Raw genomic sequence first — 18,268 nt, 5'->3', positions numbered from 1 at the left:
ACCAACCCGCGGTACCGCGCACACACCAAGCCCGTCCGGCGCTTGAGGACGGACACCCCGGTCCACCCGGCGGTACCGACCCGCCCGCAGGGCGCGCCGGACCGGGCCCTGGGGCGGGGCGCACCCCGATCCGCCCGGCAATCGCATCGCGGGCGACGTTCCGTGTTCACCGTCGGGACACCGGCAGCCCCCGTAATGACGGAGTTGTATGGACAACAGTTGTCCATACAGCTTCGGCCCCGCCTCGCAGTCCCCATGGAGTACGCGTGACCACCCCTGCCCGCGCAGCCATCCGCGCCGCCGCCTACGTCGGCGCCCTCGGTTTCACTCTGACGCTCACCGCCTGTGGCGCCGCGCCCACCAACTCATCCACCACCGCCGACGGAAAGAACCTCGCGACCGCGGCGTCCGCGGCCGACGCGGGCGGGATGGAGGCGCTGGTCGCCGCCGCGAAGAAGGAAGGCGTGCTCAACGCGATCGCCATTCCCCGCGACTGGGCGAACTACGGCGCGATCATCGACGGCTTCTCCGCCAAGTACGGCATCAAGGTGAACGTCGAGAACCCGGACGGTTCCAGCCAGGACGAGATCAACGCGGTGAAGACCCGCAAGGGGCAGGACCGCGCCCCGGACGTGCTCGACCTCGGGGCGTCCTTCGCGCAGGCCGCCGCGGCGCAGGGGCTGACCGCGCCGTACAAGGTCAGCGCGTTCGACAGGATCCCCGAGACGCAGCGCGATGCACAGGGCCGCTGGTTCAACGACTACGGCGGCTATGTCTCCATCGGCTGCGACGCCAAGCGCGTCAAGGTCTGCCCGCAGACCTTCGCCGATCTGCTCAAGCCCGAGTACAAGGGCCAGGTCGCCCTCAACGGCAACCCCACCAAGTCCGGTTCCGCCTTCGGCGGCGTCTACGCGGCGGCGCTCGCGAACGGCGGCTCGTTCGACGACATCCAGCCCGGCATCGACTTCTTCGGCAAGCTGAAGAAGAACGGCAACTACAACCCCGTCGAGTCCACCCCGGCCACGGTCGAGAAGGGCGAGACCCCGATCAGCATCGACTGGGACTACCTCAACTCGGGCTACGCCGAGCAGTTCAAGCCCAAGGGCATCGGCTGGAAGGTCGCCGTCCCGTCCGACGGCGTCTACGCCCAGTACTACTCCCAGGCGATCAACAAGGACGCCCCGCATCCGGCCGCCGCCCGCCTCTGGCAGGAGTACCTGTACAGCGCCGAGGGCCAGAACCTCTGGCTCAAGGGGCACGCCAGGCCCGTGCTGATGCCGGCCATGGAGGCCGACGGCAGCATCGACAAGACCGCTGCCGCCGCGCTGCCCGCCGTCGAGGGCACCCCGAAGTTCCCGACCGAGCAGCAGACCGCCAAGGCCAAGGAGACCCTGGCGCAGGGCTGGGCCGCGGCCGTCTCCGGGTGATCCGCCGATGACTCTGCTCGACTCCCCCGCCCGTGCCTCGGCCGGCACCACGCCGGCCGCCGGCGCGGGCGCGGGGCCCGTGCGCAGACGCCGCTCCTGGGCCTGGCTGTCCGCGCTGCCGCTGTTCCTCGTCGTCGCCGTCGCCTTCGGGCTGCCCGCCCTGGCCATGGCCGACGGCGCGTTCACCATCGACGACTCGTACGGCCTCGGCAATCTGAGCCGTTCCGTCGACGGCGCCTACCGCACCGCACTGCTCGGCAGCGTCGAGCTGTCCGCGCTCACCGCGGCTGCGGGCACGCTCTTCGGGCTGCTGCTCGCCCAGGCGGTGGTGACCTCGAAAGGCCGCGCGCTGCGCGAGGCCGTGCTCACCGCCTCGGGTGTGCTCGCCAACTTCGGAGGCGTACCGCTCGCGTTCGCATTCGTCGCCACCCTCGGCAACGCGGGCGTCCTCACCACCCGGCTCGGCCTCGGCGAGCACGGCTGGTCGCTCTACAGCTTCTGGGGACTGGCGCTGACGTACCTGTACTTCCTGGTGCCGCTGATGGTGCTGACCGTCGCGCCCGCGCTCGACGGACTGCGCGTCCAGTGGCGCGAGGCGGCCCGTGACTGCGGCGCCTCCACCTGGCAGTACTGGCGGCACGTCGGCATCCCGGTGCTGCTGCCCACACTGCTCGGCGGGTTCGTGCTGCTCTTCGGCAGCGCCTTCGCGGCGTATGCGACCGCCGCGGCGATGGTCGGCAGTTCGGTGCCGCTCGTCACCCTCCAGATCGCCGACGCGCTCTCCGGCAACGTCCTGGTCGGCCAGGAGAACGTCGCCCTCGCGCTCAGCCTCGACATGGTGCTGGTCGCCGCGCTGGTGATGGCCGTTCATCTGCCGCTGCAGCGAAGGAGCACCCGATGGCTCGCCTGACCCGCTCGGCCGTGCTGCTGGTGGCCGGGGTGTACTTCCTGGTGCCGCTCGTCGCCTCCGCCGTGTTCACGCTGGACGTCCCCGGACAGGGGCTGACGCTGTCCTCGTACACACGGATCGTCGTCGCGCCCGGCTTCACCGGCAGTCTGCTGCTCTCCCTCGGGCTGGCCGTGGCGACCGTGGCGCTCGTGCTGCTGGTCACGGTGCCCGCGGCGGTCGCGGCCCGGCTCGGGGCTCCGCGGCTGCGCCCCGTGCTCGAAGTGGTGTGCACTCTGCCGCTGGTGGTGCCGCCCGTGGCGCTGACCGCAGGGCTCGGGACCGTGCTGCGCTGGGGCCCGGAGAAACTGTCCACGACGCCGCTGTACCGGACGTTCGTGGCCGTGCAGAACCCGGACTTCCCGTTCGTCCTCGTCCTCGCGTACGCCGTGATGGCGCTGCCGTTCGTGTACCGGGCGCTGGACGCGGGGCTGCGCTCGATCGATGTGCGCACGCTGGTGGAGGCCGCGCGCGACTGCGGGGCGTCCTGGCCGCGGGCGCTCGTCTCGGCCGTGCTGCCCAATCTGCGGGGCGCGCTGCTGAACGGTTCGTTCCTCACGCTCGCCCTGGTCCTTGGCGAGTTCACCGTCGCCTCGCTGCTCGGCTTCCAGCCGTTCGCGGTCTGGATCGTGCAGGCCTCGGGCTCGGACGCCCGGCTGTCGGTGGCCGTGTCGCTGCTGAGCCTGCTGCTGACCTGGGTGCTGCTGCTGGCGCTGACCACGCTCGGCAATCGCCGCGGCCCGTCCCGTACCTCCGAAGGAAAGACCTCCCGATGACCCTCCTCGACGCGCCCGCCCGCACCGGCGCGGCGCTGCAACTGCGCGGGCTGCGCCGGGCGTTCGGCGCCACCGTCGCGCTCGACGGCCTCGACCTGGACGTCGCCCCCGGCGAGCTGCTCGCCCTGCTCGGCCCCTCCGGCTGCGGCAAGACCACCGCGCTGCGGGTGCTGGCCGGCTTCGAGCAGCCCGACGAGGGCCGGGCGCTGCTGGACGGCGAGGACCTCGTGCCCGTGCCCGCCAACCGCCGTGACACGGCGATGGTGTTCCAGTCGTACAGCCTCTTCCCGCACCTCACGGCCGCCGACAACGTCGCCTTCGGCCTGCGCATGCGCAAGGTCGGGGGCGCCGAGCGTCGGGCGCGCGCCGCCGAGCTGCTGGAGCTCGTCGGACTCCCCGGTCACGGCGGCCGCTTCCCGCACCAGCTGTCCGGCGGTCAGCAGCAGCGGGTCGCGCTGGCCCGTGCGCTGGCGCTGCGGCCCCGGCTGCTGCTGCTCGACGAGCCGCTGTCGGCGCTCGACGCGCAGGTGCGGGTGACCCTGCGGGAGGAGATCCGCCGGCTCCAGCTGGAGCTGGGCATCACCACCGTGTTCGTCACGCACGACCAGGAGGAGGCCCTGTCGATGGCCGACCGGGTCGCGGTGATGAACAAGGGCAGGCTCGAACAGTGCGCCGCGCCCACCGAGTTGTACGCCCGTCCCGCGACGGACTTCGTCGCCGAGTTCATCGGCACCATGAACCGGGTGCCGGGGCGTGCCGCCGACGGCGGACTGGTGGAGGTGCTGGGGGTACGGCTGCCCGTCGAGGGCGACGCGCCCGCGCCCGGCCGCCCGGTGCACGCCCTGATCCGGCCCGAGGCCCTGGACGTCGTCGTGGACGCGTCCGGCACGGCCAGGGTCACGGGCAGCGCCTTCCACGGCCCCACCACCCGCGTCCGGGTCACGCTCCCCGACGGTACGTCCGTCAAGGCGGACGTGGCGACGCACGCGGCCGCGGAGCTCACGCCGGGCGCGGCCGTGTCCGTACGCCCGCAGGAGCGGCCCGTCCTGGTCACCCGTGGCGGCCCCGAGTGACCGCACTGCGTGGAGTGCTGTTCGACATGGACGGCACCCTGGTCGACACCGAACGGGTCTGGCTGGACGTCGTGGAGGCCGCGGCGGTCCGCCGCGGCAGCACCCTGGACGCCGAGCGGCGTTCGGCCGTGACCGGCCGCTCGGTCGGGGACACCGCGGCGATGCTGCACGGCTGGCTGGAGGCACCGGAGGGGGAACTCGCCGCGGAGCTCGGCGCGGACTTCGCGTCCCGCCTCGCGGCGGCCGCCGTGCCTCGTCCGGGCGCGCTGCGGCTCCTCGCCGCGCTGCGCGCCCGGAAAGTACCGACGGCGCTGGTGTCGGCGTCGCCGCGGGCGGTCGTCGAGCAGGTCGCGGGGACGCTGGACGGGCACCGCTTCGACGCGCTGTTCGGCGCCGAGGACACCGTACGGACGAAGCCGGAGCCCGATCCGTATCTGGCGGCGGCCGCGGCGCTCGGGGCCGATCCGGCGCAGTGCGTCGCGGTCGAGGACAGCCCGGCCGGCGTGGCGTCCGCGGTCGCCGCGGGCTGCCGGGTGCTGGCGGTGCCCTCGACCGAACCCCTCGCCGAGGCCGACGGGGTGACGCTGGCGGGTTCGTTGGACGAGGTGGATCCCGAGCTGCTGAGCTCGCTGGTCCGATGACACAGGAAGATGACAGGGTGTGCGCGTGAGCGAGGGACGGGACAGGACGCCGCTGTATCTGAAGGTCGCCGCCGATCTGCGTACCGCCATCACGGCAGGCGAGTACGGCTCCGGCGCCAAGCTGCCCGCGGAGGACGAACTCGCCCGCCGTTACGGCGTGTCCAGGGGTACGGTCCGCCAGGCGCTCGCGGCGCTGCGCACCGACGGGCTGATCACGTCGCGGCGCGGCACGCGGCGGGTGGTGCTGGGCGAGCCGCGGCTGCACAGCTTCGGTGAGCTGCGGTCGTTCACCCGCTGGGCGCGGTCGCTGGGCGAGGAGCCGGGAGGCCGTGTGGTGGCGCTCGACCGGGTGGTCGCGAGCGAGGAGGAGGCGGAGCAGCTGCGGCTTCCGGAGGGCTCGATCGTGTACCGGGTGCGGCGACTTCGTACGCTCTCGGACGCGCCGGTGATGGTGGAGCGGACGACATATCCGGAGCGGATCGGGGAGCTGGTGGCGGCGATGCCCCTGGACACCGTCTCGCACTCGGCCGCACTCGCGCTGCACGGCGTGCTGTTCGCGGACGCCCGGCACACGATCGACCTCGTGCCGGCGAACGAGGACGACGCGAAGCTGCTGGGGTGCCGGGCCGGGGAGTCGCTGCTGCGGGAGCGCCGGCACTCGACGGATCCGGCGGGCTCGCCGGTGGAGTGGTCCCAGGACCGGTATCTGCCGGGGACGGTCGCGTTCACGATGCAGAGCTCGACGGCGACGAGCGCGCTGGGGCGCAGGCTCAGCCGCTGACCCCGCGGTGGGGGGACCCCCCCGTCCCGCAGCAGTGTCGGTGTGGGATGCCCGGCCGCCGGACGACTGGACGAGCCGGGCGTCCGTGGCACTGTCGGTCCGCCAGTCACGCGCCCCGGCCGCCGGGTGGCGGCCGGGGCGCGTGGTGTCGTGGTCGGGCGACGGGCACAGGGCCCGCGCCCACCCGTCACAGGCCGTCGTGCTCGACGTCCTCGTCGTCCTCGTCACCCTCGACGTCATCGACGTCACCGATGTCGAAGGGGTCGGCCCCGAGCCTGGCGTACAGCGAGTACGCACCACAGGCCGTGGCACCTCGCTCCCAGACGTCACGCGGCGCGTGCACATCGCCCGATGTGCCGGACGACTCGTCGTCGACCGTGAACCCCTCGGGGTCCATGCCCAGCCGCCGGATCAGCGGGAGGGTCGAGGCCCGCAGCGTCTGCTCGGGGTCGGCCGCCTCCGCTGCGGGCAGCACCAGCAGCAGCTCCGCGAGGAATCCCCGACGCAGCCCGGCCGGGTCCGCGGCCTCGAACTCGACGGCTACCGGAGCCAGTTCGGTCACGAGCGGCAGGCATGCGGCCATGGCGGCGCCGGCGGTGTCCGTGTCCGGGGTGTTCAGTGCGATCCGGACGACGACATCGGTCGGTTCGAACAGCATCAGTGGGTCACATAGCCTTCCTTCGAGATGTTGGCGTGAGAGTAGTCCTTGCCCTGGTTCTTGCTGCCGGCGAACCTCTCGAAGTTCTTGCCCTTCGGGATCTGGACGTCCCACTCGTCCTTGCCGTCCTTGGCCCGGGTCCAGATGTTGCCGTACTTGTCCGGGAAGCCTCCGCCGCGCACCTGGGGGCTGCCCGGGTTCCAGTCCTTCCGCGGCACGAAGGGCACCGGGCCGTCCGTGGGCAGGTCGAACTTCTTCGCCGTGGCCAGGTATTTCTTGTTCTTGTACGCCTTGCCCGCGTCACCCGCCAGCTTGTTCATCATGGTGAGCGCGTCGTGCCACTGGTTGGGCGACAGATGGCGCATGCTCTTGCCGGCGTTCTCCGCCCACTTCAGGTCGGTGGCGTACTTGGCTAGGTTGTCGAACTTCTCCAGGTACTTGGCGAACTTCGCCGGCTTGGCCAGGGCGTCACCCGCATACGGGATGAGCGCGGCGAGCGAGAGACCGGCGCCCGTGAAGTCGCCCCGGAAGAGGCTCATCAGACCGGAGGCGCCGTCGCTGGCCGGTGTCGGGTCGAAGATGCCCGCGACGTCGAGGACCAGCTGCGCCGTGTCCGCGTCGGACAGACCGCCCTCGCCCTCGAGGTCCTCGCCCGTGTCGGGGTAGTCCTGCTCCCCCGAGCCGATCTCGGTGCCGGAGTGCTGCTCGGACTCCTCGGCGATCTTGACGATGGCGGCGATGACGGCCTGGAAGCCCGCGAGGGTGGCCTCCGCCGCGTCCTTGCCCGCCGCGATGGCCGCGGCGCTGGCGATGTCGGCCTGCTCGTAGGCGAAGTCGGCCGACGTGGCGGCGCTGACCGCCGACGAGGCGGCCTGGCGCGCCGAGGCGCTGGCCGCGTCGGCTGCCTGGTTCGCGGTGTTCGCGGCAGCCCGCGCGCGGCTGGCGGACTCGGCGGCCTGGGTGGCGGAGGCGTCGGCCTGCTTGGCGGAATTCGCCGCGTCGGTCGCGTAGCCCTCGGCCTTGGCCGCGGAGTCGTGGGCCTGCTCGGCATAGTCCGCGGCCTCGGCGGCGGCGCCCCGGGCCTCGGCGGCTGCCTTGGCGGCTTCGGCGGCCATCTTGTCCGCCTCGTAGGCCGACTTCGCGGCGTTGGCGACCAGACGGCGGACCTCGGCGACGTGCATCGCCGTGTCGTAGTCCTTCTTGGCCGCCTTGTACTGGGCGACCTGGACGAAGGCACGCAGCAGGGTGGGCGGTCCGGCGAGGGCGACCTCCGCGGCGGCCTTGGTGTGGGCGCCGCCGACGTTCATGATGCGCAGGGTCTCCGCGCGGTCGTCCTCCTCCCGGGCCTTGTGCTGGCCGGTCTTGATGAAGGCACGCAGGGCGTCCGTGGTGCCGGCGTCGATCGCTGCGCTGCCGTCCCGCTTCACCGCAGGACCGCCGGCCTCGATGATCTCCAGGGTCCTGATGCGGTACTCGTCGGCCAGGACGGTGTGCTGGCCGCTGTCGAGAAACGCCTTGACCTGGGCGTGGTCGCCCGCCAGGGCGGCCTCGGCGGCGGCCTTCATGCCGGCTCCGCCGGTCTGCGCGAGGTTGGTGACGCGCGCCCGGTCGTCCTGCTCCTCCGCCTTCTGCCGGCCTTCCTTCAGCCAGTGGATGACGTCTTCGTCGGTGCCGGCGAGGGCGTCCTCGGCGGCCTTCTCGGTCCACGGGCCGCCGTCGGCGGCCAGGTTGAGCGCGGCCTTGCGGCCCTTGGCGACGGCGGTGGCCGGCTCGGTGCCGGGCGCGGTGGCCTCGGTGAGGAGCGTGGTGGTCTCCGCGGCGCGGCGGGCGGCCTCGGCCTCGTCCCAGGCCAGTGCGGCCCGCTCGGTCTCGTACTTGTGCTTGAGCTCTGTCGCGATCTGCACGGAACGGCTCTTGTCCGCTGCCAGCTCAGCGGTCTCGGCCTCACGGGCGAGCTGCTCGGTGGTGTGCGCCTGGAGCGCCGCCGTCGTCGCCGCCTTCGAGGCCGCGAGGGCGGCGTTGGCGTGCGCGGTGGCCTTCGTGGCCCAGTTCGCGGCGTCCCCGGCGGCGGCCGCCGCGTCGTCGGCGGCCTTGGCGGCTGCTTCGGCGTGCTCGGCGGCGCTGGTGGCGGCCTTGTGGGCCTCCTGGGCGGCGGTGGCGGCGCGGTTGGCGAGGGACTCCGCCGTGTTGGCGGCGCTGTTGGCGAGGGCGGCGGCGCTGCGGGCCTCGGCAGCGGCGGCACTGGCGCGGGCTGCCTGGGCCCCGGCGGTCGCCGAGTGCCTGCCGGCTTCGGCGGCGGCCTCCGCGGCGGCTGCCGCATTGGCTCCGGCGCTGGCCGCGGCGCGGGCCGAGTTGACCGCCTCGCCGATGGCCGTGACCGCCTTGAGTACGGCGTCGGCGGCGGTGCGGGCGCCGACGGCGGCCTTCCGGGCGTCGACTGCGGCCTGGCGGGCGGCCGCGGCCTGGCCCGCGTCCTTCACGGCGGCACTCGCCGACTGGTAGGCGCGGGACGCCGCCTGGCCTGCGGCGGCGGCGGCAGAAGCGGCGGCGGCGGCCGCGTTGGCAGCGGTACGGGCTGCGGCGGTGGCCGTGTTGGCGGCGCTAATGGCGGTGCGGGCGGCGTCGGCCGCGCCGAGCGCGGCGTCGGCGGCGCGGCTCGCGGCGCGGCTGGCCTTGTTGGCGTCGTTCTGGGCCGCGGCCGTTTCAGCGGCGGCGCGCTCGGCGGCCTCCTTGGCCTCCTGGGCGGCGGCCTTGGCCTTGCCGGATGCGGTCTTGGCGAGCTCGGTCTCGCGCTGGGCCTGCCTGCCGGCCTGGGCGGCCTGGGCGGCGAGCTGGGAGACCGTCATGACCTCCTGGTCCCGGGCGCGAGCGGCGTACTGCCCGTTGGCCAGGAACTCACGGATGTCGTCGGGGGTGCCGGCGAGGGCCTCCTGGGCGGCCTGCTGCACGCGTGGACCGCCCAAGGACATGATCTTGAAGGTCGCGACGCGGTCGTCCTCCTCGCGGGCGGTGTGCCGACCGGTGCTGAGGAAGGCGCCCAGGGCCTCGGGCGTGCCCGCGTCCAGGGCGCGCTGACCGGCGTCGCGCACCGCGCGGTCGCCCTCGTTGATGACCCTCAGCACCTCTGCGCGGAGGTCGTCGGCGAGGGGGCCGGGCACACCCGACTGGAGGAACGCGTGCAGCTCCTCGGGTGTTCCGCTCAGGGCCTGCTGGGCCGCCTGCCGTACGCCGGGGCCGCTGGAGTTCAGCAGCCGCAGCACGGTCAGCCGGTCGTCCTCCTGGGCGGCGACCTGCCGCGCGGTGTCCAGGAACTCCTGGATGTCGGTGTCGGCGCCGACGAGCGCCTGCTCGGCGGCGAGCCGGGTGGCCGAGCCACCCGAGCGCCACGCCTGGACCACCTGGGCGCGGGCGCTGAGGGCGGTCGTGTCCGTCCCGGCGCCCTCGACCGCGCGGGCGTCGGTGGCCGTCGTACCGAACATGGTCACGGCCATGGCGAATGCCATGCCCGTCGTGAATGCCGGGCGGTGCAGCCGTCTCCGCGGCTTTCTGGTTCTTTCCATGCCGCTTGCCTCTTCTCCGCGGGGGTCGAATCGGCAGGCACGTCCAAGGTGTCCCGTCGGGGAGAAAGGCGACTGCACGCCGGTTTCCGCCAGTACGCGGATGCGTGACCCGCACCCGTTGTGCACGGCCCCCCGTCCCCCCATGACCCCCGCCGCTCTCCAGTGAACACTTGTGCGGGTCACGGGGGATGGTAACAATGATCAAGGGCAACCGATCATCAGGTCGGCAAGTGGCGTCGCAACGGGGGGAGCTGACGCACCATTACCGAAAGAGCCGAAGCTACTCCGCAGCCTTCGCCGCTCGGCCCCAAGACGTGCCGGCCCTGCCGGTTACTCACGCGCATGGGAGCTCACCCATGCGCCTTTCTCATGCCACGAAGAACACGAAACGAGACCCCTATGAGGTTGATTTCCCGTCTGCTGGTCGCGGGCGCGGTGGCCGGTGCCGCCGCGCTCGCCTGGACGACCGGCGCGACCGGCGCCGCGGACGTGCCGAACGCCGTCGCGGTCGCGGACGAAGCTCCCGGCTACGCGGTGGAGGACTTCAACTACCCGCAGGCGGACAAGATCCTTGCCGAGCGGGGATTCCTCCTCAAGCGCGGTGACGGCCACATCGTCCTCGCCACGTGCGACAGCGAGCCGGGCCTGCTCGAAGTGTGGGCGCGCAGCAAGGACAAGGTCTGCTTCCGGTTCACCGGCAACAGCGGCTATCTGAGCCTGGAGCTGCCCTCCGTCTACGGCATCAAGGGCAACGAGTACACCACCGAGGTCAACATGACCGTCGCGGACGAGGAGAAGTCCTTCGACGTGGCGAAGAACACCTGGACCCCGGTCGGCGAGAGCGCCGATCCCGACGGGCGCGAGCACATGCTCGTCGAGATCATCGCCACCAAGTAGCGCTCCGCCCCGACCGATTCGGGAACCGGCCGGTCCCCACCGCCCGGCTCCGAGTCCCGCTTCAAGGAAACGGTTCATGCATCGTCCACACCCCGCCCGCTCCACCGGGCTCGCCGCGCTGAGCGCGGTCCTCGTCTCCGCGCCGCTGGCACTGACCGGCACGGCCGCCCACGCCGTCACCGGGACCCCGGAGGCCGAGAACTCCCTCGCGTTCACCGCAAGACTGGACATCGGCAACGGCCAAAGAGCCTGCTCCGGCGCGCTGGTCGACCGGGAATGGCTGCTCACCGCCGCCAGCTGCTTCGCCGACAACCCGGCCGCGAGCCTCGCCGTCCCCGCGGGCGCGCCGAAGCTCAGGACCACCGCCACCATCGGCCGCACCGACCTCACCACCACGGCCGGTGTGGTGCGCAACGTCGTGGAGGTCGTCGCCCACCCCTCCCGTGACGTGGTCCTCGCCCGGCTCAACCGGCCGGTCACCACCATCGCGCCCGTCGCCCTCGGCGCCACCCCGGCCGCCGCCGGCGAAGAGCTGAAGGTCGCCGGCTACGGTCGCACCAAGACCGAGTGGGCGCCGCTGCGTCTGCACGGCGGCGCCTTCACCGTCGACTCGGTGAGCGACAACGAGGCCGGCATCACCGGCAAGGACGGCGCGGGCGTCTGCATGGGTGACACCGGCGGCCCGGCCCTGCGCGTGACGAACGGCCAGGCCGAGCTCGTCGCAGTCAACAGCCGCTCGTGGCAGGGCGGTTGCTTCGGCGTCGATCCGGCCGAGACCCGGACCGGCGCGGTCGCCGCTCGCGTCGACGGCCTGCGCAGCTGGGTCGACGCCAAGATCGCCGCTCCTCGCTTCACCGACTTCAACTGCGACGGTGCCGAGGACATCGCCGTCGGCGACCCGAAGGCGACCGTCGGCGGAGACGCCAACGCCGGTGTCGTCCGGGTCGTCTACGGCGGCGGCAAGGGCACCAACGAGCTCAACCAGGACCTCGCCGCCGTCCCGGGCGGCGCCGAGGCCGGCGACTGGTACGGCGAGAGCCTGGCCACGTTCGACCACGACGAGGACGGCTGCACCGACCTCGTCGTGGGTGTGCCGGCCGAGGACATCGACACCAAGACCGACGCCGGTTCCGTCCAGATCATCTACGGCGCCCCGGGCGGCCTCGCCACCGGCAAGGCGGCCCTGGACCTCGTCCAGGGCACCGGCGCGGGCGCCATCAAGGCGTCGGCCCCCGAGGCCGGCGACCGCTTCGGCCACGCCGTCGCGGCCGGCCACACCGCCACCGGTGAGCCCTACCTGGTGATCGGCGTGCCCGGCGAGGACCTGGGCACCGTCACAGACGCGGGCAGTGCGCACTACCTGCGCGGCAGCATCAACGTCGCCACCAACCAGGACAAGCCCGGAATGGCGGGCGACCCGGAGGCGAACGACAAGTTCGGCTCCTCCGTCGCCGGCTCCGCGAACCACGTGGTCATCGGCTCGCCGGGCGAGGCCATCGGTACCCTCGCGGGCGCGGGTGGTGTGCAGATCGTCAAGCACGACCTGAACTCCGACAACGTCCCTGCCCCTGTGCTGGCCTTCAACCAGGACGACGACTTCGTGTCCGGCGCGGCCGAGGCGGGCGACCAGTTCGGCGCGTCGGTCGCGGCCACCGCGTACCGTCCCTCCGGCGCGGCGACCGCGACCGACACGGTCATCGCCGTGGGCTCCCCCGGTGAGGCTCTGACGGTCGGCACCACCAGCAAGACCCAGGCGGGCGCCGTGCAGACCTTCCGGGTCACCGCGGCCGGTGCGGTCACGCAGGCGGCCAACATCCAGCAGGAGGTCGACGGTGTGGCCGGCGGCGCCGAGACCGGCGACAAGTTCGGCTCCAAGGTCACCCTCGCGAACCTCGCACCGCGCGCGGTCGGCGCGGCCACGAACCTGGTGCTCGCGGTCGGCATACCGGGTGAGGACGTCGGCACCGCCGCGGACGCGGGCGCGGTGCAGACCTTCTACCCGTTCGGTGCGCCGGGTGACAACGACCACTGGATCCAGGCAGGCGACGCCTCCGGCCTCGGCGGCACCCCGACGGCGGGCCACGCAATCGGCGCCGGCCTCGGCGCCACCGCCACCAGCCTCTACGTCGGCGTGCCCAACGCCTCGCCGTACGGCGCCGCGTACGCGCTGCCGTGGAGCAACGCGACCGGCGGCCGTACGGGCACGGTCGGCACGGCGACGACCCACAAGCCGGGCCAGAACGGTCTGCCTGCTGCGGGTGGCGCGTTCGGCCGGGCCTTCGGCTGATCCGGTCCTGACCGGTCCTGACCGGTCCTGACCGGACACACCTGATACCGGGGTGAGCCCCGGGAGGAATCTCCTCCCGAGGCTCACTTCTGTCCGGCGACGGCACATCAGCCCGTCGACGCGGCCTCCGAGCGCAGCAGCCCCTCCAGCAGCGGCCGGAAGTGCGCAAAGCCCGGCGTCGCCATCTCCGGGTCCTTCGCCTGCTCGTCCCAGCGCCGGACGGCAACGGCGTCACGCGCCCCCGGGTGCGCCTCGAAGGCGCGTACCTGCTCGTCGGTCATGGGGCCGCCCTGGACCTGGAGGGTGTGCACGGAGGCCTCGGAGAGCAGATCGAAGTAGCCGGGCTCGACGGCGCACAGATACCGCTTGGCGGCGACGTGCAACCGTACAGGCTCGGTCACTTCGGGCCCGAACCACTGGTCGAGCCAGTCGGCGCCGGTGTGGCTGTGCCGGTTGTCGGTGCCGTGCTCCATCAGGTCGCGGCCGGTGACGGCGCCCTGGAAGTGGCCGACGTCGTGCAGCAGTGCGGCGGCGATCAGGTGCGGCGGGGCTCCGGCGGCCTCGGCGAGGGCGCCGGCCTGGAGCATGTGCTCGGCCTGGGTGACGGCCTCACCGAAGTACTCGGCGCCTCCTTCGCCCTCGAAGAGCTCGGCGAGGGTGTCGAGGGGGTTCACTTCACGGTCTCCTCTCGGCGCAGGACCGCCAGCGTGGAGGCGAGCCCGTCGATGTCGGCGTACGCGCCCTGGAGGTGGCGGTCGCCGGACTCGGCGAAGGCCGTACGGGCGTGCAGCAGGCGGGTGTTGTCGAAGATCAGGCAGTCGCCGGGAGTGAGCCGGAATTCGAGCTGGAGCTCGCTTCGCAGGAGCAGCTCGGCGAAGCGCCGGTACGCCGCGTAGAAGGCGTCGAGCACATCGGCCGGCTGGTGCAGGGTGCCGGTGGAGCGGTTGTTGAAGCGGATCTCGCGGATCCGGCCGGCCGGGTCGGTGCCGATCAGCGGCCGGTGGGCGCGCAGCTCGGTGCGCTCGTCGGCGAAGGCGAACGGGACCGGGACGCGGGTGAGGACGTCGTACGCCTCCGGGTCCTCGGCCCGCAGCAGGGCCGCCGCGTGGAAGCCGTCGACGAGTCCGGAGTCGCCGCCCTGGGCCGCGTTGGTGAGGCAGTGCAGCAGCTGGAGGGTCGGCACCGGGTCGCGGTACGGGTTGTCCGTGTGCGGGGTGATGCGGGTGCCGGTGAAGGCGAGGTTGTTGGGGTCGGCCGCGACGCGTACCTCGAAGAGCTCGCCGTAGTTCGTCTCGCGTACGTACCCGAAGCTCCGCGCCACGTCGAGGACCTGGCGGTCGCGGACGGGGACGCCGCGCAGCAGGACGAAGCCGAGGCGCAGCACGCTCCGGAGGGCGCCGGCCCTGACTGCCGGATCGGTGGTGTAGGCGGTCCAGTCGGCCTCGGGGAGCCGTCCCTCCAGGCCGGTGGCGTCCCACAGCTCCTTGTCGTCCTCGGTGCGGCCGTCGCCCGGGGCGGCGGAGGCGCCGGGGAGGTGGGTGCCGAGCCAGGTCTCGGCGTAGACGGAGCGGTGTCCGTCGGGGGCCCAGACGACCTCGCGGGCGGGGGCTCCGTCCGCGGTCGTGGCGTCCTGGACGCTGTCGACGGCGAGACCGGCGGGCAGCTCGGTGATCTGGAACAGCTTCTGGCCGTTGCGTGGGTCCCTGCAGTGCGGGCAGGGGCAGTTGTCGCGCAGCCAGAGTGGCGGTGCGGACGCGAGGGAGGACATGAACGGGGCTCCGAGTTGTACAGACAACTACTGAACGACGGGAAGCCTGACAGGGATGGATGACCTCGCGGTTACGGCGACGTGGACGACAGGATGCGCGCAGGACCGGCACCGCAGGCCGGGGAAGGAGCCGTGCAGCCGGCCGGGGAAAGAGCCGTGCCGCCGGCCAGAGGGGGAAGGGCCGGCGGCACGGGTGGGTGGGAAGGGCGGCTGATGGTGGATCAGCAGCCGTGGTCGATGAGGTCGAACGTCCGGTAGTGGTCGGCCGTGTAGTAGTCCTCCTGCCACGACTGACCGGTGACGATCCGACGGGCCCCGCGCGTGGAGGAGCCGGGGGTCTTGACGGTGTACTCGTGGTAGTAGCCGGTCGAGTGGGTCGGGAGGACGCCTTCCCGGTTCTGGAAGACGGTCCCGTCCTGGGGGTACGGGAACGGGCCTCCGCTCTCGATGAGTTCGAGGGTGTCGTACGCCTGGGAGGGCAGGTCGGAGTAGCAGATGTCACCGACCGCGGTGGTGGCGGCGGTCGCCGGGGCCGCTACGGGTCCGCCGACGAGAAGGGCGGAGACGAGGGCGGCCGCGCCGCCGAGCATGGTGATCCGTGGGGGGATTCGCATGGCAACCATGATGACGCGCGTAGACATTGACGTGTCAACGTCAAAAGCGAGGTGTTTTCGTGTAATTCACCTCCACAACCGGGCCGTCACGCCCCGGATGCGCGAACGCCCCGGGGCGGTAACCGAGTCGGCGGGTTGCAGGCGGGCGGCCGACGGGCCTACGCGTCCTGCACGGCTGCGGTGCGCGGCAGGGCCGGGCAGAGCAGGGCACAGAGGACGAACGCCGCGACCACCCACGGCATCGCCGTCGACAGCGCGTCCGTCAGGCCGCCCGTCGCGTGCTCGAAGAAGACGGTACCGATCACGGCCGCACCGAGGGCGCCGCCGAACTGCTGGGCCGTGGAGAAGATTCCGGAGGCACCGCCGGCGATGTCGGCGGGAACGGCGGAGAGCACGACGTTGACCAGCGGGACGACGAGGAAACCGAGGCCCGCGCCCGCCAGGAGCAGTCCGGGGACCAGGGGCCAGGCCCCGGTGTGGCCGGCATCGGAACGGGTCACCGCGTACCAGACCCAGACGAAGCCGCCCGCCATCATCAGCGAGCCGGCGACCAGCACCAGCCGGCCCACCCTGACGGCGAGTGCGTCGGCGGCCGGTGCGGTGAGGAAGCCACCGATCGAGAAGGCGACCGTGACGAGGCCCGCCTGCATGGGGGTGTAGCCCTCGCCGCCCTGCAGCCAGATCGCGAAGACCAGGAAGAAGCCCTGCATGCCGATCGCGAACAGCAACTGGACGGTCACGCCGATCGAGAAGGCGGGGAGCCGGAAGGCCCGGGCCGGCAGCAGCGGTACGGTCGCACCGCGGCGCCGCGCCTCGAACAGGGCCACTCCCGCGACGGTGACGACACCGGCGGCGAGGCAGAACCAGCCCCGGACCGGCCAGCCGTTGGCGTGCCCCTGTACCAGCGGCAGGACGATCGCGACGAGTCCGCCCGCCAGCACCAGGCTGCCCAGCACGTCCGGGCGGCCCGCCGAGCGCTCCTTCGTCGCCGGCACGAGGACGGCCCCGGCGATGAACGTGACCACGGCCACCGGCACGTTCACCAGGAACACCGAGCGCCAGCCCCAGCCGAACAGGTCGGCGTCGGTGAGCAGTCCGCCCAGCAGCAGCCCGATCGCGGAGGCGAAGCCGGCGACGGCTCCGTACATCCCGAAGGCGGCGCCACGTTCCTTTCCGTGGAAGAGCGTGCGGAACGAGCCGAGCACCTGCGGCATCAGCGCCGCGGCCATCACGCCCTGCACGGCGCGGGCGGCGATCAGCTGTCCCGGGCTCTGGGCGATCCCGCAGGCGAGACTCGCGAGGCCGAAGCCCGCGGTGCCGGCGAGGAAGAGCGCCTTGCGTCCGTAGCGGTCACCGAGGTGTCCGGAGACGATCAGCGCGGCCGCGAAGCCGAGCAGATAGGCGGAGACCGTCCACTGCAGGGCACTCTCGGAGGCGCCCAGCTCACGGCCGATGGACGGGATCGCCACATTGACGATGGTCACGTCGAGGAGGTCCATCAGCGCGGCCACCATCATGACGGCGGCTGCCGCCCAGCGGCGCGGATGGAGGGCCGCCGGGGTCGCGGCGGCGGTGGCTGCTTCTGTCGTGGTCATCCCGACTCCTGTCGATGTCGATGCCGATGCCTCAGATTTATTTCGTTCGGACTAACGAAAGACTTGCACGCGGACAGGTGAGATCACAAGTCCTTCGTTCGCCCGAACGAAATATTTTGCTAGGCTGCGGCCATGACCAGGCACGAGGACGACGACAGCGAGCGGCGGGCCAAGGCGATCGCCGCTCTGACCGCCGCCGGCCGGGACTCCAGCGCGGCGTCGGTGGCCTTCCACACGGCGGTGGCGGCGAAGCAGGGCCTCGGCCCCACCGAGACCAAGACCCTGGACCTCCTCGAGCGCCATGGCGCCCTCACCGCGAAGGAACTCGCAGAGCGTTCCGGCCTCGCCCCGGCTTCGGTGACCGGACTGGTCGACCGCCTCGAGGCCAAGGGCTACGTCCGCAGGGTGAAGCACCCGACGGACAGGCGCCGGGTGCTGGTCGAGTCCCGCCCGGAGAAACTGGCGGAACTGGCTCCGCTCTTCGACGACTGGGCACGTGAAGTCGGTGAACTCTACGAGGAGTTCACCACCGAGGAGCTGGAGGTCGTGACCCGCTTCCTGACGGGTGCGACGGCCCGTCAGCGCGCAGCCACGAAGCGCCTGCTTCCCTGACGGAGGGAACAACCCGGCTCGCGCGAGCGCGGATCGCCCACACTTCGGCCCTCCGGCGCAGGCCGGAGGGCCTAGGAGAGCGCCGGAGGGGCCGGAGCGGCGAGCCCGGCGTGAAGCGGGGCCAGAGGTGGAGCTCCCGGACGCCGTTGATCCGGCGAACGGGCGGACCGCCGCCGCCGTCCATTGCGCCCACGCCCTGCGGCCGATGGTTCTGCGGCACCCCCGGGTCGCCTCCTTGCCGGCGAACCGGGCCTTGCCCACCTATGACCGAACGTCATGCGGCTGTCCGCGGGTGGCTGAACGGCTGAGGGCGCACGGCGCGCCGATGCCCGTTCGCACCCGCCGCGCCGCCCTGCTCGGGCGGCCTGGGCCGCGCCCCGGGCGGGCGCAGCACGACCATGGACCCAAGGGCGCACTGCGCGGTGAAGCCCGCACACACACCTGGCCGCGCACGTCCTCCGCCGGCCGCAGGGCGAAGCCGCACGCGCCCCGGGTCCGAGGGACCTGATGCCCGGGGTTACGGAGTCCCCCGCATGAACTAGCTGTATTGATCACGAGCGTTGTTAACAGTGCTGGGTCTTGATCATGGCGAAGACCTCCGGTGTGGTGGAGGTGTCTAGGCTCCACACCACG

Annotated in this window: 15 protein-coding genes; 9 read left to right on the top strand and 6 right to left on the bottom strand. The window is 72.6% G+C overall.

Annotated elements, in window-relative coordinates; all coding sequences use genetic code 11:
* Positions 1 to 290 precede the first annotated feature (290 nt).
* The 6 genes from ACWCXB_RS33470 to ACWCXB_RS33445 are packed head-to-tail and all read left to right on the top strand — an operon-like array spanning position 291 to position 5,644.
* The gene (locus ACWCXB_RS33470; protein WP_450727783.1) at positions 291 to 1,427 is read left to right on the top strand and encodes an ABC transporter substrate-binding protein; all 1,137 of its coding nucleotides are present in this window, start codon (positions 291 to 293) and stop codon (positions 1,425 to 1,427) included.
* Positions 1,428 to 1,434: 7 nt separating this feature from the next.
* Positions 1,435 to 2,337, top strand: a complete 903-nt coding sequence (locus ACWCXB_RS33465; RefSeq protein ID WP_450727734.1) for an ABC transporter permease — start codon at positions 1,435 to 1,437, stop codon at positions 2,335 to 2,337.
* Positions 2,325 to 3,149, top strand: a complete 825-nt coding sequence (locus ACWCXB_RS33460; RefSeq protein WP_450727732.1) for an ABC transporter permease — start codon at positions 2,325 to 2,327, stop codon at positions 3,147 to 3,149. The genes ACWCXB_RS33465 and ACWCXB_RS33460 overlap by 13 nt, the downstream gene beginning before the upstream one ends.
* Positions 3,146 to 4,222, top strand: coding sequence for an ABC transporter ATP-binding protein (locus ACWCXB_RS33455; protein WP_450727730.1), 1,077 nt, complete (start codon positions 3,146 to 3,148; stop codon positions 4,220 to 4,222). Before ACWCXB_RS33460 ends, ACWCXB_RS33455 begins: the two co-directional genes overlap by 4 nt.
* Positions 4,219 to 4,863, top strand: coding sequence for an HAD family hydrolase (locus ACWCXB_RS33450; RefSeq protein ID WP_450727728.1), 645 nt, complete (start codon positions 4,219 to 4,221; stop codon positions 4,861 to 4,863). Before ACWCXB_RS33455 ends, ACWCXB_RS33450 begins: the two co-directional genes overlap by 4 nt.
* Positions 4,864 to 4,888: 25 nt before the next feature.
* Positions 4,889 to 5,644, top strand: coding sequence for a GntR family transcriptional regulator (locus ACWCXB_RS33445; protein WP_450727726.1), 756 nt, complete (start codon positions 4,889 to 4,891; stop codon positions 5,642 to 5,644).
* A 187-nt stretch (positions 5,645 to 5,831) separates the two neighbouring features.
* Here the strand turns inward: ACWCXB_RS33445 and ACWCXB_RS33440 are convergent, their stop codons facing one another.
* Together ACWCXB_RS33440 and ACWCXB_RS33435 are read right to left on the bottom strand one after the other, a co-directional pair.
* Positions 5,832 to 6,302: a hypothetical protein gene (locus ACWCXB_RS33440; protein WP_450727724.1), complete on the bottom strand. Its 471-nt coding sequence runs from the start codon at positions 6,300 to 6,302 to the stop codon at positions 5,832 to 5,834.
* The gene (locus tag ACWCXB_RS33435) at positions 6,302 to 9,862 is read right to left on the bottom strand and encodes a polymorphic toxin type 17 domain-containing protein (protein ID WP_450727722.1); all 3,561 of its coding nucleotides are present in this window, start codon (positions 9,860 to 9,862) and stop codon (positions 6,302 to 6,304) included. The genes ACWCXB_RS33440 and ACWCXB_RS33435 overlap by 1 nt, the downstream gene beginning before the upstream one ends.
* A gap of 399 nt (positions 9,863 to 10,261) precedes the next feature.
* On the opposite strand from ACWCXB_RS33435, the gene ACWCXB_RS33430 reads away from it, so the two are divergent.
* A complete protein-coding gene (locus tag ACWCXB_RS33430) occupies positions 10,262 to 10,759 on the top strand; it encodes a hypothetical protein (protein WP_450727720.1) in 498 nt (165 codons plus the stop codon).
* Positions 10,760 to 10,835: 76 nt separating this feature from the next.
* Positions 10,836 to 13,046: a S1 family peptidase gene (locus ACWCXB_RS33425; RefSeq protein WP_450727718.1), complete on the top strand. Its 2,211-nt coding sequence runs from the start codon at positions 10,836 to 10,838 to the stop codon at positions 13,044 to 13,046.
* A 107-nt stretch (positions 13,047 to 13,153) separates the two neighbouring features.
* Here ACWCXB_RS33425 and ACWCXB_RS33420 read toward each other — a convergent pair whose 3' ends face one another.
* From ACWCXB_RS33420 to ACWCXB_RS33405, 4 genes are all read right to left on the bottom strand, one after another.
* Positions 13,154 to 13,720, bottom strand: coding sequence for a phosphonate degradation HD-domain oxygenase (locus tag ACWCXB_RS33420; RefSeq protein WP_450727716.1), 567 nt, complete (start codon positions 13,718 to 13,720; stop codon positions 13,154 to 13,156).
* A complete protein-coding gene (tmpA, locus tag ACWCXB_RS33415) occupies positions 13,717 to 14,814 on the bottom strand; it encodes a 2-trimethylaminoethylphosphonate dioxygenase (protein WP_450727714.1) in 1,098 nt (365 codons plus the stop codon). Before tmpA ends, ACWCXB_RS33420 begins: the two co-directional genes overlap by 4 nt.
* Before the next feature lie 221 nt (positions 14,815 to 15,035).
* Positions 15,036 to 15,428, bottom strand: a complete 393-nt coding sequence (locus tag ACWCXB_RS33410; protein WP_450727712.1) for a ribonuclease domain-containing protein — start codon at positions 15,426 to 15,428, stop codon at positions 15,036 to 15,038.
* Between the two features lie 158 nt (positions 15,429 to 15,586).
* The gene (locus tag ACWCXB_RS33405) at positions 15,587 to 17,023 is read right to left on the bottom strand and encodes an MFS transporter (protein ID WP_450727710.1); all 1,437 of its coding nucleotides are present in this window, start codon (positions 17,021 to 17,023) and stop codon (positions 15,587 to 15,589) included.
* Between the two features lie 132 nt (positions 17,024 to 17,155).
* Between ACWCXB_RS33405 and ACWCXB_RS33400 the strand changes: the two genes are divergently transcribed.
* Positions 17,156 to 17,635 carry a MarR family winged helix-turn-helix transcriptional regulator gene (locus ACWCXB_RS33400; protein WP_450727708.1) on the top strand — a complete coding sequence of 160 codons (480 nt, stop codon included), beginning with the start codon at positions 17,156 to 17,158 and terminating at the stop codon, positions 17,633 to 17,635.
* Positions 17,636 to 18,268: the final 633 nt, after the last annotated feature.

The sequence above is a fragment of the Streptomyces sp. NPDC001514 genome (assembly GCF_053597075.1).
This window is presented reverse-complemented; position numbering and strand designations above follow the sequence as displayed.